The sequence below is a fragment of the Luteimonas sp. R10 genome (assembly GCF_045689605.1).
Classification (GTDB): Bacteria; Pseudomonadota; Gammaproteobacteria; order Xanthomonadales; family Xanthomonadaceae; genus Luteimonas.
On the sequence record NZ_CP141262.1, the window covers coordinates 3,888,102 to 3,910,558 of the forward strand.

Annotated in this window: 19 protein-coding genes and 1 riboswitch; of the genes, 11 read left to right on the top strand and 8 right to left on the bottom strand. The window is 69.9% G+C overall.

What is annotated here, in order from left to right:
• Position 1 precedes the first annotated feature (1 nt).
• Genes U3649_RS16960 through U3649_RS16970 form a run of 3 tightly spaced genes read right to left on the bottom strand, consistent with a single transcriptional unit; the run spans position 2 to position 3,401 of the window.
• A complete protein-coding gene (locus tag U3649_RS16960; RefSeq protein WP_407352463.1) occupies positions 2-1,120 on the bottom strand; it encodes a homoserine dehydrogenase in 1,119 nt (372 codons plus the stop codon).
• A complete protein-coding gene (locus U3649_RS16965; RefSeq protein WP_407352464.1) occupies positions 1,117-2,361 on the bottom strand; it encodes an O-succinylhomoserine (thiol)-lyase in 1,245 nt (414 codons plus the stop codon). The genes U3649_RS16960 and U3649_RS16965 overlap by 4 nt, the downstream gene beginning before the upstream one ends.
• Positions 2,358-3,401: a homoserine O-succinyltransferase gene (locus U3649_RS16970; protein WP_407352465.1), complete on the bottom strand. Its 1,044-nt coding sequence runs from the start codon at positions 3,399-3,401 to the stop codon at positions 2,358-2,360. The genes U3649_RS16965 and U3649_RS16970 overlap by 4 nt, the downstream gene beginning before the upstream one ends.
• 84 nt (positions 3,402-3,485) lie before the next feature.
• Positions 3,486-3,613: riboswitch (SAM riboswitch) on the bottom strand.
• 127 nt (positions 3,614-3,740) lie between these two features.
• On the opposite strand from U3649_RS16970, the gene U3649_RS16975 reads away from it, so the two are divergent.
• The 7 genes from U3649_RS16975 (at position 3,741) to U3649_RS17005 (ending at position 11,756) form a co-directional block, all read left to right on the top strand.
• Positions 3,741-4,850: a phytase gene (locus U3649_RS16975; protein ID WP_407352466.1), complete on the top strand. Its 1,110-nt coding sequence runs from the start codon at positions 3,741-3,743 to the stop codon at positions 4,848-4,850.
• 4 nt (positions 4,851-4,854) lie between these two features.
• Positions 4,855-5,802, top strand: a complete 948-nt coding sequence (locus U3649_RS16980) for a peptidoglycan DD-metalloendopeptidase family protein (protein ID WP_407352467.1) — start codon at positions 4,855-4,857, stop codon at positions 5,800-5,802.
• Between the two features lie 568 nt (positions 5,803-6,370).
• Positions 6,371-7,975 (top strand): peptide chain release factor 3, encoded by a 1,605-nt coding sequence (locus tag U3649_RS16985; protein ID WP_407352468.1) that lies wholly within the window; start codon positions 6,371-6,373, stop codon positions 7,973-7,975.
• Positions 7,976-8,047: 72 nt separating this feature from the next.
• Entirely contained in the window at positions 8,048-8,440 is a 393-nt protein-coding gene (locus U3649_RS16990) for a hypothetical protein (RefSeq protein WP_407352469.1), read from the top strand.
• Between the two features lie 154 nt (positions 8,441-8,594).
• Complete coding sequence (locus U3649_RS16995) at positions 8,595-9,245, top strand: hemolysin III family protein (protein WP_407352470.1); 651 nt, start codon at positions 8,595-8,597, stop codon at positions 9,243-9,245.
• Between the two features lie 54 nt (positions 9,246-9,299).
• Positions 9,300-9,671 carry a hypothetical protein gene (locus U3649_RS17000; RefSeq protein WP_407352471.1) on the top strand — a complete coding sequence of 124 codons (372 nt, stop codon included), beginning with the start codon at positions 9,300-9,302 and terminating at the stop codon, positions 9,669-9,671.
• Positions 9,672-9,824: 153 nt separating this feature from the next.
• Positions 9,825-11,756, top strand: a complete 1,932-nt coding sequence (locus tag U3649_RS17005; RefSeq protein ID WP_407352472.1) for an AsmA family protein — start codon at positions 9,825-9,827, stop codon at positions 11,754-11,756.
• Positions 11,757-11,883: 127 nt separating this feature from the next.
• Here U3649_RS17005 and U3649_RS17010 read toward each other — a convergent pair whose 3' ends face one another.
• The 3 genes from U3649_RS17010 to mtgA form a co-directional block, all read right to left on the bottom strand.
• Positions 11,884-12,315 (bottom strand): CBS domain-containing protein, encoded by a 432-nt coding sequence (locus U3649_RS17010; protein WP_407352473.1) that lies wholly within the window; start codon positions 12,313-12,315, stop codon positions 11,884-11,886.
• Entirely contained in the window at positions 12,275-13,300 is a 1,026-nt protein-coding gene (locus U3649_RS17015) for a glycosyltransferase family 2 protein (protein WP_407352474.1), read from the bottom strand. The genes U3649_RS17010 and U3649_RS17015 overlap by 41 nt, the downstream gene beginning before the upstream one ends.
• 168 nt (positions 13,301-13,468) lie before the next feature.
• Complete coding sequence (gene mtgA, locus U3649_RS17020) at positions 13,469-14,182, bottom strand: monofunctional biosynthetic peptidoglycan transglycosylase (protein ID WP_407352475.1); 714 nt, start codon at positions 14,180-14,182, stop codon at positions 13,469-13,471.
• 123 nt (positions 14,183-14,305) lie between these two features.
• On the opposite strand from mtgA, the gene U3649_RS17025 reads away from it, so the two are divergent.
• The 4 genes from U3649_RS17025 (at position 14,306) to U3649_RS17040 (ending at position 20,073) form a co-directional block, all read left to right on the top strand.
• On the top strand, positions 14,306-15,208 hold the full coding sequence (locus U3649_RS17025; protein WP_407352476.1) for an Hsp33 family molecular chaperone HslO: 903 nt from the start codon (positions 14,306-14,308) through the stop codon (positions 15,206-15,208).
• A gap of 141 nt (positions 15,209-15,349) precedes the next feature.
• Entirely contained in the window at positions 15,350-16,201 is an 852-nt protein-coding gene (locus U3649_RS17030; protein ID WP_407354653.1) for a hypothetical protein, read from the top strand.
• A 181-nt stretch (positions 16,202-16,382) separates the two neighbouring features.
• Positions 16,383-19,019: a TonB-dependent receptor plug domain-containing protein gene (locus U3649_RS17035; protein ID WP_407352477.1), complete on the top strand. Its 2,637-nt coding sequence runs from the start codon at positions 16,383-16,385 to the stop codon at positions 19,017-19,019.
• Positions 19,020-19,101: 82 nt separating this feature from the next.
• On the top strand, positions 19,102-20,073 hold the full coding sequence (locus tag U3649_RS17040; protein ID WP_407352478.1) for a class I SAM-dependent methyltransferase: 972 nt from the start codon (positions 19,102-19,104) through the stop codon (positions 20,071-20,073).
• Positions 20,074-20,148: 75 nt separating this feature from the next.
• On the opposite strand, the gene U3649_RS17045 is transcribed toward U3649_RS17040, so the two are convergent.
• Together U3649_RS17045 and U3649_RS17050 are read right to left on the bottom strand one after the other, a co-directional pair.
• Positions 20,149-20,346 (bottom strand): hypothetical protein, encoded by a 198-nt coding sequence (locus U3649_RS17045; protein ID WP_407352479.1) that lies wholly within the window; start codon positions 20,344-20,346, stop codon positions 20,149-20,151.
• 126 nt (positions 20,347-20,472) lie between these two features.
• On the bottom strand, positions 20,473-22,296 hold the full coding sequence (locus U3649_RS17050) for a phosphoenolpyruvate carboxykinase (GTP) (RefSeq protein ID WP_407352480.1): 1,824 nt from the start codon (positions 22,294-22,296) through the stop codon (positions 20,473-20,475).
• Between the last annotated feature and the right edge of the window lie 161 nt (positions 22,297-22,457).

Below are 22,457 nucleotides of genomic sequence, written 5' to 3' on the forward strand. Positions count from 1 at the left end.
TCTACGGGGTTGGATGCGCGATCCGCAGCACGTCGTCGAGCAGCGCCGCCGCCGTCACCTCGGCACCGGCGCCCGGGCCGCGGATCACCAGCGGCTGGTCGCGATAGCGGCAGCTGCCGATCGCGACCAGGTTGTCGGTGCCGCGGCCGGCGCACAGCGGATGCGCGTCGGGCAGCGCGCGCAGCCCGACGCTGGCGCCGTCGTCGCCGAAACGACCGACGAACCGCAGCCGCGCGCCATCGGCACTGGCCTGGCGTTGGTGCTCGGCAAGCACGGCATCGAGCAGGCCGAGCCGCTCGTCCACCTGCGCGGGCGAGGCCTGCGCCAGCGCCTCGGGCAGCAGCGACTCGACCCGCACCGCGTGCGGCTCCAGCGGCACGCCGGCGGCACGGGCCAGGATCAGCAGCTTGCGGCGCACGTCCTCGCCGCCCAGGTCCTCGCGCGGGTCAGGCTCGGTGAAGCCGGCGTCGCGCGCCTCGCGCACCAGGTCCGAGAACGCGCGCGATGCGTCGTAGCGGTCGAACAGCCAGGCCAGCGATCCCGAGAGCACGCCCTCGACCGCGCGGATGCGGTCGCCGCCGGCGACGAGTTCGCGGATGCTGCGCAGCAGCGGCAGTCCGGCGCCGACGGTGGCGCTGTCGCCATACCGCACGCCGGGGCGCTCGCGCTGCGCCGCGGCGATGGCCTGGGCGCGGGCGAGATCGGCGCCGTTGCCGAGCTTGTTGGCGGTGACCACGTGGATGCCGCGCGCCAGCCATTCGCTGTGCCAGCCGGCGACGCCGTCGCTGGCGGTGGCGTCGACGACGATGTCGCCGCTGCGCAGGCCCTCGTTCTCCACCCACGGCGGCCAACCTCCGGCGCGCGCGGGCGCCGCCCGCGCCTCTTCGACCGCACGTCGCGGGTCGCCCCCGCCACTCACCAGCGTGCGCGAATTCGACAGCCACGCGAACGCGGGCAGCGCCGCGCCCTGTGCGCCCCGCGCGCGCAGGCGCTCGCAGCGGGCGACGAAGGCGCCGCCGACGGTGCCGGTCCCGAGCAGCGCCAGCCGCGGCGCAGGCCGCTGCGTCGGCGAACGCGCGCCGCGCCGCGCCGGCAGCGGCAGGCTGGCGACCGTGCTCATGCGTCCACCCGTTTGCGCGCGGCGCCGCGCTGCGCGGCTTCGGCGCGCGCCAGCGCCGCGGACAGGTCCGCCTGCAGGTCCTCGAGCGCCTCGATCCCCACCGACAGCCGCAGCAGTCCGTCGGAGATGCCCGCCTGCGCCCGCGCTTCGGGCGTCATCGCCGCATGGGTCATGGTCGCCGGATGCGCGATCAGGCTTTCCACGCCGCCGAGCGATTCGGCCAGGGTGAAGCACCGCAGCCCGTCGACGAAGGCACGGACCGCCTGCTCCTGCGCGGCGCTGCCGTCGCCGGCGAGCTCGAGGCTCAGCATCGCGCCGAAGCCCTTCTGCTGCCGCGCCGCCACCGCGTGCCCAGGGTGCGACGCCAGGCCGGGCCAGTACACGCGCGCGACCGCGGGATGCGCGTCGAGCTGGGCGGCGATCGCGGTGGTGTTCTCCTGGTGCACGCGCAGCCGCGCGTCCAGCGTCCGCAGCCCGCGCAGGGTGAGGAAGCTGTCGAACGGCGCGCCGGTGATGCCGAGCGCGTTGGCCCACCAGGCGAACCGCTCGTGCAGTTCCGGCGTCGCCGCCACCAGCGCGCCGCCGACCACGTCGCTGTGGCCGTTGATGTACTTGGTGGTCGAGTGCAGTACCGCGTCGGCGCCGAATCCGGCGATCGGATTCTGCAGCGCCGGCGACAGGAAGGTGTTGTCGACCGCGACCAGGGCCCCGGCGCGGTGCGCGGCGTCGATCACGAAGCGCAGGTCGGTGATCCGCAGCAGCGGGTTGGAGGGCGTCTCGACCAGCACCAGCTTCGGCGCCTGCGCCAGCGCGTCCGCCAGCGCGCGTGGATCGGTCAGGTCGGCGGTGACCAGTTCGAAATGCCCCTTGCGCGAAAGCGCGTCGAACAGCCGCCAGCTGCCGCCGTAGGCGTCGTGCGGCACCACCAGGCGATCGCCCGGCTGCAGCAGCGCGTGCAGCAGCAGGGTGATCGCCGACATCCCGGTCGAGGTGATCACGCCGCCGGCGCCGCCCTCGAGCTCGGCCAGGGCGTCGCCGAGCAGGTCGCGGGTGGGGTTGCCGCTGCGGGTGTAGTCGTATTCGCGCTTGGCCGCGAAGCCGGCGAAGCTGAAGTTCGACGACAGCACCAGTGGCGGCGTCACCGCGCCCCAGGCCGGATCGCGGTCGATGCCTGCGCGCACCGCGCGGGTGGCGGCGCCCGGACAGGCGTTCGCGGGGGCGGTGTCTTCGATGATGCTCATGCGGCCTCTCCTTCGTTGTGCAGCGCCGATCGCAGCAGCGCGTCGATGCGGTCGGTTTCCTTCAGGAATGCGTCGTGGCCGTAGGGCGAGCGCAGCACGCGCAGCCGGCCGCGCCGGCCCAGCCCCTCCACCAGCGCCACCGAGTCGGACAGCGGCACCAGGCGGTCGCCCTCCACGGCGACCACGGTGGTCGGCACCCGCACCGCGGCGGGGTCGACGCGGTGCAGGTCGATCGATTCGGACAGTCGCAGCCACGCGGTCACCGGCGTGCGCGCCACGTACTGCGCACCCGCCGCGTCGAGGTAGTCCTCGGCGGCCACGCGCACGCGGCCGTTGACGATCTCCGGCGGCGCGTCGAAGCGCTCGCCGAACTCTTCCTCGGTGCGGTAGCTCAGCATCGCGAACTGCCGCGCCAGCGACAGCCCCTGCAGGTCGGCGCACTGCAGCTGCCCGAGCGCGACCGCGCGCCGCTGCAGCGCGCGCCAGGCGGCGGCATAGGGATGGGCGCGGTGCGCGCCGCTGACCGCGACCAGGCGCTCGAGCCGCGCCGGATGGCGCGCGGCCAGCTGCAGTCCGACCAGCGCGCCGTACGAGTAGCCGACGAAGGCCTGCAGGCGGGGAATCCGCAGCGCGTCGAGCAGCGCGGCGACGGCATCGGCCTGGTCGGCGGTGTCGATCGGCGCATCGAGGCGGCCGTCGGCGCCGACGTAGTCGAAGGCGAGGATGCGGCAATGCGCCGGATCGAGCGCGCGCCCGGCCGCGACCAGGTCCTGCACCCAGCCCCGTTCCGGAAAGGCCGAACTGGAGGCGACGTGGCGGTGTGCCGAGATGCCGCCGGCGACCAGGACCACCGGCGCCCCGGCCGCACCCTGGATCTCCCAGGCCAGGCGCACCCGCCGCGTACCGGCATGGCGCAATGCGAGGTCGACCTCGACGCTGCCGCGCGCGGCGGCGTCGCCCGCCGGCGCGGCGCGCTCGGCCGGCACGGGAAAACGTTGCAGGGGCTCGGGGGGAGAGACCGCGGGTTCGACCAGGCTCATGGCGCCGTCCGGAAGTGGAGGAGCCATCGATGCCTGCGGGAAGCCGGTCGGCGGAATTGCGCCCGCCGTGGGAGAGGCGGTTCGCAACCATCTTCCGGTGGACGCTCAGGTCCCCGCAGGACTTGGCACCTTTCGCCCGGAGCCGCGCTGCGGCTCAGGTTGCGGTTGCCCCGGCATCAAAGGGCCTGTCCCTCCGCCGGTCTCGATGGATAGCCCGCAGGTTGCCAGCGGTTTTCCGCAATGTCAATCGCTTCATGCGGATCGAGAGATGGAATTTCTGTGACGGTCGCACCACATCCGGCATGCCCGTTTTCCGCACCGCTCCGCCATACTTCCGCGATGCCGACCTTCCGCCGCCTCGCCCTGCTGCTTGCCTGCAGCCTGCTTGCCGCCTGCGCCAGCCTCGCGCCTCCGCCACAGCCGGAGTCCGACGGGCGCATCATCGGCACGGCCCGCGACGCGGTCACCGTCGGGGAGGTCTTCGTCACGGAGGAGAATCACGCCGACGAGCTCGACTCGCTGACCACCTGGGCCCATCCGGACGGCGCCACCTGGGTGATCGCCACCGCCAAGTCGAGCCATCGGCTGGTCCTGTTCGACGGCGACAGCGGCGAGCGCCTGCGCACCGTCGGCGGCAAGGGCAAGGCGCTGGGCGAGTTCACCCGCCCGAACGGGCTGCTGGTCTACGGCGACCGGGTGTTCGTGGTCGAACGCGACGTGCCGCGTGCGCAGGTGCTGCACCTTCCGGACTTCCGCCCGCTCGGCAGCTTCGGCGAGCAGCAACTGCGCAGCCCCTACGGCCTGTGGCTGCACGAGGCGGCGCCCGACGAGCTGCAGGCCTACATCACCGACAGCTTCATGTACGGCGAGCGGTTCGACGTGGTGCCTCCGCGCGAGGAGCTCGACCAGCGGGTTCGACGATATCGCCTGCAGGTCGACGACGACGGGACGTTCGAGGCCGAGTACCTGGGCGCCTTCGGCGATACCGGCGAGCGCGGCGCGCTGCGCATGGTCGAGTCGATCGCCGGCGATCCGCTGCACGACCGCCTGCTGATCGCCGACGAAGACCGCGGCAACGTCTCCACCCTTCACGCCTACACGCTCGATGGCCGCTACACCGGCGTCAGCCTTCCGGACGACAGCTTCGTCGGCGAGGCCGAGGGCGTGGCGCTGTGGTCCTGCCGCGCCGACGGTGGCTACTGGATCGCGGTCGATCAGCTCACGCCGCTGACCACATTCCATGTCTTCGATCGCACCGATCTTGCCCCGCGCGGCAGCTTCAGCGGCCGCCTGACCGCAAACACCGACGGCATCGCGCTGCATGCCGCGGCCACGCCGCGGTTCCCGGCCGGCGTGCTGTACGCGGTGCACGATGATCGCGCCGTGACCGCATTCGACCTGCAGGATGTGGTCCAGGCGCTGCAGCTCGACCCCGACTGCCTGCGCTGATCCGATGCGCCTACGCGCACACCCGGCCGCATTGCTGTCCGCGGCGCTGTTGACGGCGACATCCGCGCAGGCCGCGCGCGTCTATCGCTGGATCGGCGCCGACGGCGTCGTGCACTACGGCGACCGCGTCGGCGAGCACGCCGGCGACACCGAGGTCACGGTCGTCCCGGTGGAGGTCGCACCCGGCCCGGTCGCGCGGCTGCGGCTGGAGCAGCGCGAAGGCTTGATCCTCGCCTGGGCCGACAACCCGCTCGACGGGCCGATCGAGGTGGTGCTGCACGCCACCGGCGGAGCGCAATCGCAGTCGGAGCCGGCATTGCCGGCGCGCGCCACCGTCCCCGCGCGCGGCAGCGCGCTGGTCGCCCGGATCTCCGGCAGCGTGCCCGGCCGCGCCGAGCTGCGCCTGGAGGCGGTGCCCGGCCACCCCAGCGCCCGCCCGCGGGATGTCGAATACGCCTGGCCGCTGCAGACGCGGCAGCTGCACGTCGAGCAGGGCTGGGGCGGCGCCTTCAGCCACGCCGACATCGAGAACCGGCACGCGGTCGATTTCGCGGTCGACGTCGGCACCCCGGTGCTGGCCGCCCGCGACGGCATGGTGATGCAGGTCGAGTCCGGGTTCCGCGACGCCGGCACCGAGGACCGCTACGACACCCGCGCCAACTTCGTGCGCATCCTGCACGACGACGGCAGCATGGCGGTGTACGCGCATCTCGACGCCGACCGCGTCTTCGTGCGCGCCGGCGAGCGCGTGCGCCGCGGCCAGCGCATCGCCCTGTCCGGCAACACCGGCTTCAGCAGCGGCCCGCACCTGCACTTCGTGGTCCAGGTCAACCGCGGCATGCGCCTGCAGTCGATCCCGTTCCGCATGTTCGGTCCCCGCGGCATCCTGCGCTTCCGCGATGCGGATGCCGACGTCGCCGGACCCGAAGCCCGAGAATCCGACCGCTTCTGAAGCACAAAGCGCCTTCGGTTTGCCGCGCCAGGTAGATCCTTCCACTGCGACGAAGCCACGCCGTCGCCACGGGGCAGCGCCAATGAATAGCCGCTTCACACTGTTCTGGCTGAAGCGCCCTCCTTCGGTCTGCCACGCCGAGGCATGAGCCGCGCCGCGGGGATTGCTCCGCCCTTCGGTCCGGCCATCCATGGCCGGACTCAGGGCCGCTGACCATCCATGTGCAGCTCTCCGCAATCCCCGCGGCACGTCTCCCGCTCGAACCCCCGACGGCTTCGGTGGGAGGGCTTCCAAGCATCCGAAAGCAAATGACCGGTGCGGCGCCCGGGCCGGGGTATGCGGAAAGCAGGCCAGGGATGGCCTGCGGCGGCGAGTCAGCCATGGATGGCTGACCGAGCCGGGGAGCATGCCCCGGCCCGGGCGCCGCTCGTTCCGAAGCCGCGCCAGGCAGTCCCATCCGGTGCGACGCGGTATCACCGTCGCCACGGCAAGGGCTACCTGGCGCGGACGGAAATCCTATAATTGCGCCTTTCCGCCTCCCCGATCGGCGCCATCGGCGCCACTTCCCATGCCCGACGTTTCCACAGAAGCCGCGCGCCGCCGCACCTTCGCCATCATCTCGCACCCCGACGCCGGCAAGACCACGCTGACCGAGAAGCTGCTGCTGTTCGGCGGCGCGATCCAGATGGCCGGCAGCGTCAAGGGCCGCAAGGCCGCGCGCCACGCCACTTCGGACTGGATGGCGCTGGAGAAGGAGCGCGGGATCTCGGTCACCAGCTCGGTGATGCAGTTCCCGTACGAAGGCCGCATCGTCAACCTGCTCGACACGCCCGGACACGCCGACTTCGGCGAGGACACCTACCGCGTGCTGACCGCCGTCGACTCGGCGCTGATGGTGATCGATGTCGCCAAGGGCGTCGAGGAGCGCACCATCAAGCTGATGGAGGTCTGCCGGCTGCGCGACACGCCGATCATGACCTTCATCAACAAGCTCGACCGCGAGGGCCGCGAACCGATCGACCTGCTCGACGAGGTCGAGTCCGTGCTCGGCATCCAGTGCGCGCCGGTCACCTGGCCGATCGGCATGGGCCAGCGGCTCAAGGGCGTGGTGCACCTGGTCACCGGCGAAGTGCACCTGTACGAACCTGGTCGCAACTTCACCCGCCAGGACTCGACCATCTTCGCCTCGATCGACGATCCCGCCCTGGAGGCGCGCATCGGCGCCGGAATGCTGGCCGAGCTGCGCGACGAGCTGGAACTGGTCCAGGGCGCCTCACACCCGTTCGACGCCGAGGCCTACCTGGCCGGCCGGCAGACGCCGGTGTTCTTCGGCTCGGCGGTGAACAACTTCGGCGTGCAGCCGCTGCTCGACTTCTTCGTGCGGCATGCGCCGCCGCCGCAGCCGCGCGCGACGACCACTCGCACGGTGCAGCCGTCCGAGGAGAAGCTCACCGGCTTCGTGTTCAAGATCCAGGCCAACATGGACCCGCAGCACCGCGACCGCGTCGCCTTCATGCGCGTGTGCTCGGGCCGGTTCGTCGCCGGGATGAAGGCCTTCCACGTGCGCAGCGGCAAGGAGCAGAAGCTCGCCAACGCGCTGACCTTCATGGCCAGCGACCGCGAGATCGCCGCCGAGGCCTGGCCCGGCGACGTGATCGGCATCCACAACCACGGCACCATCTCGATCGGCGACACCTTCACCGAGGGCGAGGCGCTGGCCTTCACCGGTATTCCCAACTTCGCCCCGGAGCTGTTCCGCCGCGCGCGCCTGCGCGACCCGCTCAAGCTCAAGCAGCTGCAGAAGGGCCTGGCCCAGCTGTCGGAGGAAGGCGCGACCCAGTTCTTCCGGCCGCTGATGTCGAACGACCTGATCCTCGGCGCGGTCGGCGTGCTGCAGTTCGACGTCGCCGCCTACCGGCTCAAGGACGAGTACGGCGTCGACGCCGGCTTCGAGCCGGTCGGCGTGGTCACCACCCGCTGGGTGCGCTGCGACGATCCGGGGAAACTGGAGGAATTCCGCGAGAAGAACGCCTCCAACCTCGGCATCGACGCCGCCGGCCAGTTGGTCTACCTGGCGCCGACCCGGGTCAACCTGCAGCTGACCGCGGAGCGCTGGCCCGACGTGCGGCTGCTGGCCACCCGCGAGCATGCGCATGCCGTGGCCGTGGACTGACGGTCCCGCCATCACCCGCCTTTACCGCCGGCACTGCTAGATTCGGCGTTTGTCCGCGCACGGGAGCGAGCGATGAACATGAGGTGCCACGCCATGCTCTGCGCGACGCTGGTCCTGTCCTGCGCCGCGTGCCAGCCACGACAGGCCCCCGATGCCGACGGCGCGACGGCCGACTTCGAGACCGCACCCGACGCGATCGCCCCGGTCGACCCGCCGGTCGCGGCCGACGACATCGCGGTCCGCTACGGCTGCGACGACGGCAGCGAACTGCGCGTCTCCTATGCCGGCGGCCTCGCCGACGTCACCCTGCCCGACGGCCGGACCATCGCCCTGCCGCGCGCGGAGTCGGCCTCCCAGGGCGGCGGTGACGCCTACGTCGGCGAAGCGCTGAGCCTGATGGTCGAAGGCCCGAACGTGCAGCTGCACCAGGACGAGGGCCCGACGCGGAACTGCAGCAAGTCGTGACCGCAGTTCAGGGGCGGCGCCTCCGGGTCGTGGCCGCGACCGCGACCGGATCCGTTGGGGTCCGCCGGCGCGGCGATCTCCTTTCCAGCCCGCCGTATCCGCGCAGACGACGAAACCGAGCAATTGCTCCACGCGTGCCGCCGATGGTGTCGTCATGACCCTGACCGCCGAACTGCGTGCGCAACGCGAGGAACTGGCGAGCGCGCTGACCCACGGCGTCGGCGCGGCCGCGGCGCTCGCCGGCGGCGCGGTGCTGATCACGCTGGCGGCGCTGCACGGCAACGCCTGGCAGCTGGGCGCGTCGATCGTGTTCGGCTTCTGCCTGCTGCTGCTCTATCTCGCCTCCACCCTGTACCACGCCGTCGCCCATCCGGTGCTCAAGGGCCGGCTCAAGGTGTTCGACCATTGCGCGATCTATCTGCTGATCGCCGGCACCTATACCCCGTTCACCCTGATTCCGCTGCGCGGCACGCTGGGCTGGTCGCTGTTCGCCGCGATCTGGACGCTGGCCCTGGCTGGCGTGGTCTTCAAGCTGTTCTTCACCGGGCGTTTCAAGCGCCTGTCGACGCTGATCTACATCGCCATGGGCTGGCTGGTGCTGGTTGCGATCAAACCGGTGGTCGCGGCGCTGGACGCGTGGACCTTCGGCTGGCTGATGGCTGGTGGCATCGCCTATACCCTGGGCACGTACTTCTACCACCGCGAGTCGGTGCCGTTCTCCCATGCCATCTGGCACCTGTTCTGCATCGCCGGCAGCGTCTGCCATTACATCGCGGTGATGGCCCAGGTGATCGCGCCCGCTTGACGCCCGATGTTTATCATCGGCCCCTGCCGTTCCGCACCCCGAGGCGAACTCGCCATGACCAGACTCCTCCTTTGCCTCGTACTCGGCCTGTCGCTGCTCGCGACCTCCTGCCGGGACCAGGCCGACGAAGCGCCTGCCGCCGCCGATGCCGTACCGGAACCCGAACCGGCAGCCGCGGTCGACGACGAAGCCGTCGAGGCGCGCTACCGCTGCGACGGCGGCAATCGCGTCGACCTGGTCCACGGCGGAAGCAGCGCCCGGGTCAGCATGAGCGACGGCCGCGTGGTGAGCCTGGGTGTGATCACGGGCAGCACGCCGCGGACCTGGTCCGACGTCGGGCTGCGCTTCGTCGTCGACGACGGCTATGCGGCGCTCAGCCAGGACGACACCGGCCGGACCCTGCGCTGCGAGCCGGCAGGCGAGTAGTTTCCGCGCGAATCCGCCGGCCCGCGGAGATCCCAACCGATGCCGTCGCGCGTTGCCCGCGGCGGCGCGGCTGAACGCGCGTCGACCGCGTTCACTCCCGCTTGACCGGTGCCTGCCGAAGGTGCGGGAAAGCCGAGTCGCTGCGACCAAGCCATGACGCCCGCACCCCGACATCGGTCGCGATACCTCGATGCGATCGTCGATCATCCCAAGTCGACCGCGTTCGCAGCGGCGATGCTGGCGCTGACCGTGCTGCTCGTGCTGTGGGACTGGAACTGGTTCAAGGGCCCGGTCGAGCGCGCAGTCGAGGCACGTACCGGCCGCAGCTTCGAGATCGGCGGGCAGCTCGATGTCGACCTCGGCCGCGTCGTCACCATTCGTGCCGACGCGCTGCGGCTCGGCAATGCCCCGTGGTCCGAACAGCCGCTGATGGCGAGCACGGAGCGGCTGGAACTCGGCGTCGACGTGCGGTCGCTGCTGCTCCCGGGCCGGATCCGGATTCCGGACATCCGCCTCGCGAAGCCGAGCCTGCGGCTGGAGACCGGCCCCGACGGCGGCAACTGGGACTTCGGCCGGTCCGACGACGGGGGGGTGCCGCCGCGGCTCGGCCGGCTCTGGATCGACGACGGCCACCTGTCGTTCGTCGATTCGGCGCGGGACACCGAGATCGAAGTCGACGTCGCAAGCCGGCAGGCGCGCCGCGCGGGCGCCGCGCCGCCCGTCGAACTCGACGGCGGCGGCCGCTGGCGGGGCAGCGATTTCCGCCTGCACGGCCGCGCCGAATCGCCGCTCGACCTGCAGGATACCGAGCAGCCGTATCGCATCGACCTGCGCGCGAGCGCCGGCGCCACGCATGCGCATGCCCGCGGCGCGCTGGTGAACGTGTTCCGGCTGCGGGATTTCGACCTGCGCCTGGCGCTGTCGGGCGACGATCTCGAGGACCTCTACCCCCTGCTCGGGATCGCGCTGCCGCCGACGCCGCCTTATTCGCTGGACGGCCGCTTCCGCCGCGACGGCGACACCTGGCGCTACGACGGATTCGCCGGCAAGGTCGGCGACAGCGATCTCGGCGGCGACGCCAGCGTCACCGTCGGCGGCGAACGGCCGTTCTTCCGTGCGCAGCTGACCTCGAAACTGCTCGACTTCGACGACCTTGCCGGTTTCATCGGCGGCGACCCCCAGGCCGATGGCGACGGGACCGGCGAGCAGGCGCGGCAGGCCGCCGATGGCCGCGTGCTTCCGGACACGCCGTACCGGCTCGAAAAGCTGAACGCGATGGATGCCGACGTGCGCCTGCGGGCGCAGCGCATCGAGTCCCCGGTGCTGCCGCTGGACGACATGGACGGCCGCCTGCTGCTCGAAGACGGCGTGGTCCGCCTGCAGCCGCTGAACTTCGGCGCCGCCGGTGGCGAGATCCGTTCGAGCATCCGCATGAACGCCCGCGACCAGCCGATCCGCACACGCCTGGACGCCGAACTGCGCGGCCTCGACCTGGGCCGCCTGTTCCCGGATGCGGAACTGGCGCAGGAGGCGACGGGCGACATCGCCGGCCACCTGGCGATCGCCGGCAGCGGCAACTCGATCGCGCAGATGCTCGGCAGCGCCGACGGCGACATCGCCATCGGCATGGGCCGCGGCCAGATCAGCAACCTGCTGCTGGAGTTGGCCGGCATCGACATCGCCGAGGCCCTCGCCTTCCTGCTGACCGGCGACCGCGTCATCCCGGTCCGCTGCGCGTTCGGCGACTTCGCCGTGCAGGACGGCGTGATGGACGTGCGCGCGCTGGCGTTCGACACCACCGACACCATCATCGTCGGCGAGGGCAGCATCGACTTGGGCGAGGAAACGCTGGACCTGGTTCTGCGGCCGCGTCCCAAGGACCGCAGCATCCTCACCCTGCGCTCGCCGCTGGTGGTCGACGGCACGTTCGCCGACCCCGACATCCGCCCCGACCTCGGCCGGCTCGGCCTGCGCGGCGCCCTGGCGGTTGCGCTCGGCAGCATCGCGCCGCCGGCGGCGCTGCTGGCGACCATCGAGATGGGCGGCGGCGAGAATAGCGATTGCGGCGGCGAATACGCGAAATAGGCGGCGCTTTTTGCATCCGAACCCTGTCCCGGGGCCCTGTGGGAGCGACGGAAGTCGCGACTGTCTGCCCGTCGCGACTTCCGTCGCTCCCACATGGGCAGAACCACGGCGGCGGGGGGACGGGCGGCTAGGACGAGATGTAGCGCTGCAACTGGTCCAGCTCGAGCTGCTGGTCCTCGATCACCGCCTTGACCAGGTCGCCGATCGAGACCACGCCGAGCACGTTGCCGGCGGCGTCGGCGACCGGCAGGTGGCGGATGCGGTCGCGGGTGACGATCTGCATGCAGCGCTGCACGTTGTCGTCCAGCCCCACCGTGATCACCTCGGCGGTCATGATGTCGCGCACCGGGGTGTCCTTCGAGGAGCGGCCCTCCAGCACGATCTTGCGTGCGTAGTCGCGCTCGGACAGGATTCCGGCCAGGCGACCGCCCTGCATCACCAGCACCGCGCCGATGTGCTTCTGCGCCATCAGCCGGACCGCCTCGATCACGGCGGCGTCCGGGCCGACGGCGAAGATCTCAGGCGCCTTCGCTTCCAGCAGCTGTCTCACCGTACGCATGATGCTCGCCTCCGCTCGGCCGGACCTGGCGCGAGGATACTCCGGTCGCCGGCAGCCAGGTGTCGACGAGGTACAGCGGCCGCTGCTTCGACTCGTCGTACAGCCGCCCGAGGTATTCGCCGATCATTCCCAGCGCGATCAGCTGTACGCCGCCGAGAAACAGGATCACCGTCATCATGGTCGGCCAGCCGGCGACCGGATCGCCCAGGAACAGGGCCTTGATCACGATCCACACGGCGTACACGAACGCCAGCGCCGCGGTTCCCAGGCCGACATAGGTCGCCAGCCGCAGCGGTGCGGTGGAAAAGCTGGTGATGCCCTCCAGGGCGAAATTCCACAGCCGCCAGAAACCGAACTTGCTGGCGCCCGCCAGCCGTGGCTCGCGCACGTAGGGAATCGCCACCCGGTTGTACCCGACCCAGCCGAACAGCCCCTTCATGAACCGGTGGCGCTCGCGCAGCTGCCGCAAGGCCGCCAATGCGCGCGGCGAGAGCAGGCGGAAATCGCCGGTATCGACCGGGATCGGCGTCTTCGACAGCCGTTGCATCAGCCGATAGAAGACGTGCGCGGAGACGCGCTTGAGCCAGCCCTCGCCGTCGCGCTGCAGCCGGGTGCCGTGGACGTCGTCGTAGCCTTCGCGCCAGCGCGCCACGAACTGCGGGATCAACTCCGGCGGGTCCTGGCCGTCGGCGTCGAGGATCAGCGCCGCGCCCTGCTCCACCAGATCCAGGCCGGCGGTCAGCGCCGCCTCCTTGCCGAAGTTGCGCGAAAGCCGCAGCAGCGATACGCGCGGATCGCCGGCGGCGATCTCGCGCAGCACCTCCCAGGTGCGGTCGCGGCTGCCGTCGTCGACGTAGAGAACGCGGCCGTCCACGGAGTCGGCCGCCAGCACGTCGAGCGCCGCCGCGATCCGCGCCTGCAGCACGGGCAGCGCTTCGGCTTCGTTGTAGGCGGCGACGACGATGGTCAGCAGGTCATGGGGCATCTTGGCATCCTAACCGCGTCCGGCGCATCGGCGCTTCCCGCCGGCCCGCTTCTTGGTGTGGGAGCGACGGAAGTCGCGACTGCTGTCCGGGCAGGCCCCAGCAGGGGAAGGACGCGACCGCCGCCGCGCCCACAGGCTGGCAACACCACGTTGTGGGCATCGTTCTTCTCACTCCAATCGCTCGAGATGCGCCACGCCCCCGATCTGCCGCATCTGTCGCTGGATCGCCAGCGTGCGACGCTGCACGTAGGGACCCGGCCGCGCCGCGCTGTAGCCCTTGGGGTTGGGCAGCACCGCCGCCAGGCGCGCGCTTTCGGCGGTTCCGAGCGCGTCCGCGTCCTTGCCGAAGAAGGTTCGCGCCGCCGCCTGCGCGCCGTAGACGCCGTCGCCGAACTCGGCGACGTTCACGTAGACCTCCAGGATCCGCTGCTTCGGCCACATCAACTCCATCAGCAGCGTGTACCAGGCCTCCAGGCCCTTGCGCACCCAGCTGCGGCCGTTCCACAGGAACAGGTTCTTCGCCACCTGCTGGCTGATCGTGCTGGCGCCGCGCAGCCGCCCGCCACGGGCATTGTGCGCGCGCGCCTTTTCGATCGCCTGCAGGTCGAAACCGTGGTGCGCGGCGAAGTTCTGGTCCTCGGCGGCGATCGCCGCCAGCGGCAGCGTCGGCGCGATGCGATCGAAATCACGCCATTGGAAGGCGATGCGGAAATCGCCGTCGCCCGCCGCCCAGGCCTGCACCTGTCGCGCCGCCATGAACATCGACAACGGCGGATCGACGAAGCGCAGCACCAACACCTGGAGAGCGCTGAACAGCACCAGCACCAACGGCAGCATCAGCAAGCGCCTGCGCCAGCGCCGCCGCGGCGCGCGCGCGCTCATCGCGGCCCCCGGCACTTGCCCCGGCCGGCCGCGGCCCCATCTATCACGTCGGTCTCTCCACTGCGCCGCATCGCATCCATTATCCGACATGATGTCGGCCCGCCCAGCATCCACGTCCCGAGCATGACCCCTTCCCGGCCCGACAGCGACTGCCTCGTCCGCTTCCTGCTACCCGACGCCGGCGTGCGCGGCGTGCGCGTCCACCTGCACGACACCTGGCGCGACGTCCGCAGCGGCGACGACGCTCCCGCCGCGGCCACGGAGTTGCTGGGCGAAGCCTGCGCCGCCGCCGCGCTGTTCACCGGCCACGCCAAGATCGACGGGCGCCTGTCGGTGCAGCTGCGCGGCGAGGGCGCCCTGCGCACGCTGTTCGCCGAGTGCACCGCCGCCGGGACGCTGCGCGGGATCGTCCGCCTCGGCGAGGGCGTCACGACCCTGCCGCGCGGCCTGCGCGCGGCCGGCGAAGGCGCCACCCTGGCCATCACCATCGAAAACCCGCGCGCCGGCGACCGCGAGCCGCAGCGCTACCAGGGACTGGTGGCGCTCGCATCGGACTCGCTGTCCCCCGCCTTCGAGGACTACTTCCGCCAGTCCGAGCAACTGCCGACGCGCGTGGCATTGGCGGCCGACGGCACCGCCGCGGCCGGGCTGATGCTGCAGAAGCTGCCGGGGGACGAGGGCGACGCCGACGGCTGGAATCGCGCCAGCGCCCTGTTCGACACCCTGACGGCGCCGGAACTGCTCGCCTGTCCCACCGCCACCCTGCTGCAGCGGCTGTTCCACCAGGAATCGCCGCAGCTGCTGGACCGGCGGCCGCTGCGCTTCGGCTGCTCCTGCTCGCGCGAGCGGGTGGCCGCGGTGCTGCAGTCGCTGGGGCAGGAGGAAGCGCGGGCCGCCCTGGTCGAGGGCCGCGCCCAGGTCCGCTGCGAGTTCTGCGGCCAGGGCTACGCCTTCGACCGCGCTGCCATTGACGCCTTGTTCACGGCCGGACCGGCTCCAATGACGGCGCCGACGCGGCTGCAGTAGCTTTCGACGAGCCGGGGGGGATTGTTAAATAAACATAAATCAGATAGAGTCGGATCCCGCTGTCCCGGGGAACTTCCGACTTCGTTTTCGAGTCGACCGTCCGCCATGCTTCTGCGACCCGCCAAGCTCGCGCTCGCCGTCCTGCTCGCCTCTGGCGTTGCGGCGGGCGCGCATGCGCAGAACCGGCCCGAACGCGACGATCGCACCGTCCTGCCGATCTGGAACAACGCCAGCGGCCAGTTGGAGGCCTTGCTGGTACTCGAGCCTACCGACGACCAGACCGCGAAGTCCGGTGCACAGCTCCGCTTCGGGGGCAACCGCCTCGATGCCGCGTTCGGCCTGAAAGCCGGCGACTCGCTGGCGCTGCTCTGCGATCATCAGAGCGGCCTGTCGCACGCACTGGGGAATCTCGCCAACAACTGCCTGCTGGCGTCGTTGGACGACGACATCGGCGGTGACGACGGCGGACGCCGCAACACCGCGACCGCCGCGCTCAGCCGTCCCGGTGGAAGCGTCGGCGTGTCGGTCGGTGAGACCAGCGGCAACCTGCCGACCTGGCTGACCTCCAGTGGCACGCGCAGCGGCGGCCCCGGCCAACAGGTGGACGGCAATGACCTGACCGTCTTCGTGCAGAAGAACATCCGCGACCAGGGCTATGTCTCGATCGCGGGCACGGTCGCCAAGGCCCGGCTGATTCCCTACACCCAGGCCCCGGACGGGCTGGCCGACCGCTGGGACAGCAAGTCGCTGAGCGTCGGCGGCGGTTTCGGCGACTTCGGCGCCAACATCGTCGGCCAGGTCATCGACACGCCCGGCCAGCCGCGCTGGGAAGGTCTGGGACTCGGCCTCACCTGGCGTACGCCCTGGAGCGGCCAGCTGACGGTGGGTGCCGAGAACGTCGTCACCCGCGGCAGGAACCCGTTCTCACCCCGCGGCGAGAACGGCGAGGACGAAGGCACCGTGCCCTACGTCCGCTACGAGCAGGACCTCTGACGGACTGCTTTCCGCAGCCGAAACGGCGTGAAGTTCCCGCTGTCCGCACTCGCGTTAACGACACTTTAATTTTTCTCCAAGGGGGGCTACCATCGGCCCCGGCCTTGCCGAATTAGGCGTCTGAGTTGACGCCAACGGCGGGTTCCCATGGGAATTTCCCAAGACTCACTTGGAGAGAGAGATGACACTGAAGACCACCAAGCTCCGCGACGCGATTACCTTCGCGCTCGCCGCGGGCGCCACTGCTCTCGTCGGCACCGGCACTGCGTTCGCGCAGGAGCCGGCCTCCGACACCGCCACAACGCTGGACAGGATCGAAGTCACCGGTTCGCGCATCAGACGCGCCGACATCGAAGGCGCGGTTCCCGTCACGGTCATCGACCGGGCCGCGATCGACGCCAGCGGCGACGTCTCGGTCTCTGACCTGCTGCGCGATGCCACGTTCTCGTCGTTCGGCAACTTCCGTCCGCAGTCGGGCAGTTCCGCGCAGGGCGTCGCCGACGTCGACCTTCGCGGCATCGGCTCGGATCGCACGCTGGTGCTGATCGATGGCCGTCGTGCCCCTTACGCGCCTTCCACCGGCGTTTCCGCTGACCTCAATACGATCCCGCTGGCGGCGGTCGAGCGCATCGAAATCCTGTCCGACGGCGCGTCCGCGGTGTACGGTTCCGATGCCATCGGCGGCGTCGTCAACATCATCCTGCGCAGGGACTTCGAGGGCGCGGAGCTCCGTTACGGCAGGGGCATGACCAAGATCGAAGGCGGCGACACCGAAGAGGGCTCGGTGGTCTTCGGCACGAACTCCGACCGCGGCAGCCTGCTGCTTGGCGCGTCCTTCAGTTCGCGCGAGATGGTGTTCACCCGCGACCAGATCGGCGGCAACGTCCGCGGCGCATCGTTCTACGGCAACAATTTCTACTTCGAGGATCCGGCGGACCCGGGACCGGGCGGTTCCGACGGCGCCGCCGGCGGAGCGCTGACCGGGTACGCCTGCGACGACCCCAATTACTATATAAACGGTGCCAACTGCGTCTACGACTTCAATGCCGTCGCCGCGAACGAGGCTTCCGTAAAGAACAAGTCGCTCTTCGCCCGCGGTCATTGGCAAATCGACCAGGACTGGTCGGTCTACACCTCGGCCAGCTACAGCACGACCGACAGCTTCGGCCGCTACGCCCCCACACCGGGCCGTCTCTACATCCCGGAAGGCACGCCGAATGATCCGGTCGTAGGCGACGGCCTCGGCGTGTTCGTGTATCACCGGTATGCAGCCGCCGGCAATCGCGACAACTTCGTCGACAACGCTGTCAGCGACTTCAACCTCGGCTTCGAATGGCAGGCCACCGACAAGCTGTTCGTCGACTTCGGCGTTCGCCGCAGCGACGCCCAGTTCAAGGAGATCGGTCGCGGCTACATCGTCACGCCGCTGGCCGAGGCCGCTGCGGCCTCGGGTGCCTACAACCTGTTCGACCCGTTCGGCAATCCCCAGCAAACCGTGCAAGGCATCACCACGACCACCAGCCGCGACGGCTGGTTCAACATCGACGAGGCATACGCGAACGCCACGCTCGATCTGTTCGACATGGCGGGCGGGCTCTCCTCGATCGCCTTCGGCGCCGAATACCGCGAAGAAGAATTCGGCGACCTCTACGACTCGCTGTCCGAAGCGGGCGTAGTCGCCGGTTCCGCCGGCAATTCGGCGGAAGGCTCGCGCGAGGTCTATGCCGCCTATGCCGAATGGCTGTTCCCGATCGTGGACACCTTCGACGTCACGCTTGCCGCGCGTTACGACAGCTACAGCGATTACGGCAGCGACATCTCTCCGAAGGTCTCGCTTCGCTGGCAGCCCCTGGACAACCTGACCTTCCGCGGGTCGGTTGGCGAAGGCTTCCGCGCCCCGGCGCTGCCTTACCTGTACGGCAAGCGCGCGTTTTCGGCCGAGCAGATCCAGGACTATCGCTCCTGCCTGGCCATCGGCTTCTCCCCGGCGGACTGCGGTGGCGATGCGAACGGGGACAACATCGCGGACGGCCCGGAGAACGAGGACGTCGTTTCCTACCAGATCGACAGCTACAGCAGCGGCAACCCCGACCTGGAATCCGAAACGTCCAAGCAGTACTCGTTCGGCGTGGCGTGGGATGCGACCGAGTGGTTGAACCTGACCCTCGACTACTACAACATTGAGATCGACGACCGTATCCGCCTGATCGAGTATCAGGAACTGGTGGACTTCGACAACCGCGGGATCGCGCTGCCGCCCGGCACCTCGGTCATCCGCCGTGCGAACGGCTCCGTGGCTGAGGTCAATACCGCGTACGCCAACGAAGGCGACCTGGAAACCAGCGGCCTGGACTTCAATGCCCGCACCCGGTTCGACCTTGGCGATGCCGGTCGGCTCGAGAACTGGCTGCAGGTCGCCTACGTGCTCGACTACACGGTCACCGACGGCTCCACCGAGAAGGACCGCCTGGGTTGGGTGACCTCTCCGGACACCCGCGCCAGCCTGAGGAACACCTGGACCTACGGCGACCTGAGCGTGAACTGGAACATCAACTACATCGGCGACCAGCAGAATCCGGACTCGTCTCCCGATTTCGGCTTCCTCGCAGGTGGTCCCAACACCCGCGTCGCCAGCTACACCACCAACGACGTGGCTGTTAACTACCAGCTGCCCTGGAACGGAACGGCCACGCTGGGCGCGACCAACGTGGGTGATCGTTATCCGCAGCTGGTCGGTTACGACAATCGCCCCTGGAACTTCTACCTGTACGACGCCTACGGCCGTACGGTGTACTTTCGCTACACGCAGAAGTTCTGATGGTTTCGAACCACTTGGTGTAACCTTCTACAGGCCCCCTTCACCGGGGGCCTGTTTTTTTTGCGCCGGACCGCTGGCTCGCATGAAAGATCCCGACTTCGCACGCAACTCGAGCGCCAGGCAGGACGCTTGGACCCGTTACTGGAAATCCGGGGCCCTGCACTCCTGCCCGACGAGCTTCCGCGACAACTATGAGGGCGAGATCGCGGCGTTCTGGGAAGAGGCCGGCAGGCTCCTTCCCGCGCGCGGCCGCATACTCGACCTCGCGACGGGCAACGGCTCCATTCCCATGCTGTTGAGGACACAGGGCCGCGACGACCTGGACATCGACGCGACGGACGCCGCCGATATCTCGCCGGCCTGGCTCGAACCGGAAAGCCACGCCAAGACGAGATTCCATCCCAACGTCTGGATCGAGCACCTTCCGTTTCCCGATCACGCGTTCGACGGGATCTGCAGCCAGTTCGGCATCGAGTACGCCGAGCAGGCATCCGCATGGCGGGAGGTGCTGCGGGTCCTGAAGGCAAAGGGCGGCCTGTTCGTGGTGATGCACCACGCCGAATCCGTCTTCACGCGCGTGGCGACGGTGGAGATCGAACATCTTGCGTGGCTGCTCGGTCCGGACGGCCTGCTCCAGGAAGCGGAGACGCTGGCCGGATGGCTGGCCCGCCTCCGCGCCGGCGAACCTGTCGCCCGGTCGGCGCAGGCCAATGCAGCCAGGGAACGGTTCAACCGGATGCAGGAGGTGCTGGATCTGCAGATCCGTACCGGCACGTCCGTGGATCTGCTGACACAGGCCCGCAGTGACGTGCAGGCCATTCTCGCGAGATCGGGCCAGCCGGCCGCGGACCTGGCCGCATATCGGTCGGCGCTCGAAGAAAACCGCTTCCGATCCGGGGAGCTGGTCACGCACGCCCTCACCCACGAAGCGGTCGCCGGACTCGCCGATCGCCTCCGTGCCGAGCACCGCGGTCTCGAAGTCGAGGTCAGGGAACTCCGGCAGTCCGAAGGTCTGCTCGCCTGGGGACTTCGCGCGCTCCCGCGGTCCGGCTGACCCCTCGCTTCTCCGCGCCGTCCGAAGCGGACCCGGGCGGAACGATTCTGCCCGGGACGAATCCGCGCCAGGCGATCAGGGCAAGGTGCATCCAAAGCTGCGCAGGCAGCGCGTGTGCTTCAGGTAGCAACCGGTTTCACCGTTTGCGAGGCATTGCTCGAGCTGTTGATTGCAGAAGGTCCTTTCGGCATTGGTACAGGCCAATGCCGTGGTGGCTGTGCCGATGCCGATGGTAAAGACACAGGCCACTAGCAGCTTCAGTCGCGAAGTCATGACGCGTCCTTGGTCTCGCCCAGTGGTGGGCAGCCACAACCTAGCGCGCCGGGCGGCGGACTTGTGTGACACCTATCTCATTCGAAAATCCGTGCGTCGCCGACCCTGCTCCGGCCCGCTCGCCGCTCAACCCGCAAGCGCGTCCGCAACCCGCTGCCGCTCCACCGCCAGGGCCTCCGGCACATGTGCACCGTATCCGTCGAGAAACTCGCCGATCTCGGCGAGTTCGGCCTGCCAGGCCTCGCGGACGCAGGCGAAAAGCCCGCTTCTTGCCTCGCCAGACAGTTCGACGCCGTCCAGGTCCATGTCGTTCTCGCGTGGCAGAACGCCGATCGGCGTGTCGACCCCATCGGCCCGGCCCTCGATCCGTTCGACGATCCATTCGAGCACCCGCAGATTCTCGCCGAAGCCGGGCCAGAGGAACTTCCCGTCCTCGCCCTTGCGGAACCAGTTGACGTGGAAGATCTTCGGCAGCTTCGCGCCCGGCACGTCGAACGAGAGCCAGTGGGCGAAATAGTCGCCGAAGTGATAGCCGCAGAACGGCGTCATCGCCATCGGGTCGCGGCGGACCACGCCGGTCCTGCCGGCGGCGGCGGCGGTGGTTTCCGACGCCATCGCGGCGCCGACCAGGACGCCGTGGGTCCAGTCGCGGGCCTCGAACACCAGCGGCACCAGCGAGGCGCGGCGGCCGCCGAAGACGATCGCCGAGATCGGCACGCCCTGCGGATCCTCCGCGTGCGGGGAATAGGTCGGGCACTGCTTCGCCGAAACGGTGAAGCGCGAGTTCGGGTGCGCGGCCGGGCCGCGGTCCGGGTCGTACGGCCGCCCCTGCCAGTCCAACGCCGGCACACGGTCGTCCAGGCCTTCCCACCACGGCTGGTTGTCGTCGGTGACGGCGACATTGGTGAAGATGGTGTCGCGCGCGATCGTGGCGAGCGCGTTCGGGTTCGATTTGGCCGATGTGCCGGGCGCGACGCCGAAGAAGCCCGCCTCCGGGTTGATCGCCCACAGCCGGCCGTCCTCGCCCGGGCGCATCCAGCAGATGTCGTCGCCCACGGTCCAGACCCTCCAGCCGGCTGCGCGGTAGCGCTCGGGCGGGATCAGCATCGCCAGGTTGGTCTTGCCGCAGGCGCTTGGAAACGCAGCGGCGATGTAGTGCGTCTCGCCCTGGGGATTCTCGATGCCGACGATCAGCATGTGCTCGGCCAGCCAGCCTTCCTGCCGTGCCTGCCACGAGGCGATGCGCAGGGCGTGGCATTTCTTGCCGAGCAGCGCGTTGCCGCCGTAACCCGAACCGTAGGACTTGATCGCCAGTTCCTCGGGGAAGTGCATGATGAAGCGCCGTTCCGGATCGAGCTCGCCGAGCGAATGCAATCCCTTGACGAACGTGTCCGCCCGCTCGCCGCGGGCGGCCGCCTCGGCACCCTCGCGCTCGATCCGCGCCAGCGCGGCGGCGCCCATGCGGGTCATGATGCGCATGTTGGCGACCACGTACGGCGAGTCGGTGATCTCCACGCCGCAGCGCGCCAGCGGCGAATCGATCGGGCCCATGCAGTACGGCACCACGTACAGCGTGCGTCCGCGCATGCACCCTTCGAACAGCGCGTCGATCTTCGCGTGCGCTTCGGCCGGCGCCATCCAGTGATTGTTGGGGCCGGCGTCGTCGCGATCGCGGGTGCAGACGAAGGTCAGGTGTTCGACGCGGGCGACATCGTCCGGATCGGAACGGTGCAGCCAGCAATTCGGATGCGTCCGCTGGTTCAAGGGCAGCAGGATGCCATCGGCCTGCATCCGCGCCAGCAGCGCCTCGTATTCCTCCGGGCTGCCATCGCACCAGTGGATGCGCTCCGGACGGGTCAGCGCCGCCACCTGCCCTACCCAGCGGTTCAGCGCCTCCAGGCGACTACCGCGCAAAGGACCGGTGTGGTGCAACGGCGTGACTGCGTTCATGCGCCCTCCCAGGCGGTGTTGTCCCGGGACATTCTAGGGATCGCCGCCGGCCGGGTCTTGCTGCACCTGCACTACGGGCTGAACGCCACGCGCGATGCTTGATCCGGCTCAACCGGACTGGGCGCGCCGGTAGGGATGGAACAGCTGCAGCAACCACGGCT

Excerpts from the sequence above, each read along its gene's own strand:
- U3649_RS17000 (WP_407352471.1), top strand. The coding sequence starts at position 9,300 with ATGACCAGACTCCTCCTTTGCCTCGTACTCGGCCTGTCGCTGCTCGCG.
- U3649_RS16975 (WP_407352466.1), top strand. The coding sequence starts at position 3,741 with ATGCCGACCTTCCGCCGCCTCGCCCTGCTGCTTGCCTGCAGCCTGCTT.
- U3649_RS17045 (WP_407352479.1), bottom strand. The coding sequence starts at position 20,346 with ATGACTTCGCGACTGAAGCTGCTAGTGGCCTGTGTCTTTACCATCGGC.
- U3649_RS16980 (WP_407352467.1), top strand. The coding sequence starts at position 4,855 with ATGCGCCTACGCGCACACCCGGCCGCATTGCTGTCCGCGGCGCTGTTG.
- U3649_RS17040 (WP_407352478.1), top strand. The coding sequence starts at position 19,102 with ATGAAAGATCCCGACTTCGCACGCAACTCGAGCGCCAGGCAGGACGCT.
- U3649_RS17005 (WP_407352472.1), top strand. The coding sequence starts at position 9,825 with ATGACGCCCGCACCCCGACATCGGTCGCGATACCTCGATGCGATCGTC.
- U3649_RS16970 (WP_407352465.1), bottom strand. The coding sequence starts at position 3,401 with ATGAGCCTGGTCGAACCCGCGGTCTCTCCCCCCGAGCCCCTGCAACGT.
- U3649_RS17025 (WP_407352476.1), top strand. The coding sequence starts at position 14,306 with ATGACCCCTTCCCGGCCCGACAGCGACTGCCTCGTCCGCTTCCTGCTA.
- U3649_RS16965 (WP_407352464.1), bottom strand. The coding sequence starts at position 2,361 with ATGAGCATCATCGAAGACACCGCCCCCGCGAACGCCTGTCCGGGCGCC.
- mtgA (WP_407352475.1), bottom strand. The coding sequence starts at position 14,182 with ATGAGCGCGCGCGCGCCGCGGCGGCGCTGGCGCAGGCGCTTGCTGATG.
- U3649_RS16995 (WP_407352470.1), top strand. The coding sequence starts at position 8,595 with ATGACCCTGACCGCCGAACTGCGTGCGCAACGCGAGGAACTGGCGAGC.
- U3649_RS16985 (WP_407352468.1), top strand. The coding sequence starts at position 6,371 with ATGCCCGACGTTTCCACAGAAGCCGCGCGCCGCCGCACCTTCGCCATC.
- U3649_RS16960 (WP_407352463.1), bottom strand. The coding sequence starts at position 1,120 with ATGAGCACGGTCGCCAGCCTGCCGCTGCCGGCGCGGCGCGGCGCGCGT.
- U3649_RS16990 (WP_407352469.1), top strand. The coding sequence starts at position 8,048 with ATGAACATGAGGTGCCACGCCATGCTCTGCGCGACGCTGGTCCTGTCC.
- U3649_RS17010 (WP_407352473.1), bottom strand. The coding sequence starts at position 12,315 with ATGCGTACGGTGAGACAGCTGCTGGAAGCGAAGGCGCCTGAGATCTTC.
- U3649_RS17050 (WP_407352480.1), bottom strand. The coding sequence starts at position 22,296 with ATGAACGCAGTCACGCCGTTGCACCACACCGGTCCTTTGCGCGGTAGT.
- U3649_RS17015 (WP_407352474.1), bottom strand. The coding sequence starts at position 13,300 with ATGCCCCATGACCTGCTGACCATCGTCGTCGCCGCCTACAACGAAGCC.
- U3649_RS17035 (WP_407352477.1), top strand. The coding sequence starts at position 16,383 with ATGACACTGAAGACCACCAAGCTCCGCGACGCGATTACCTTCGCGCTC.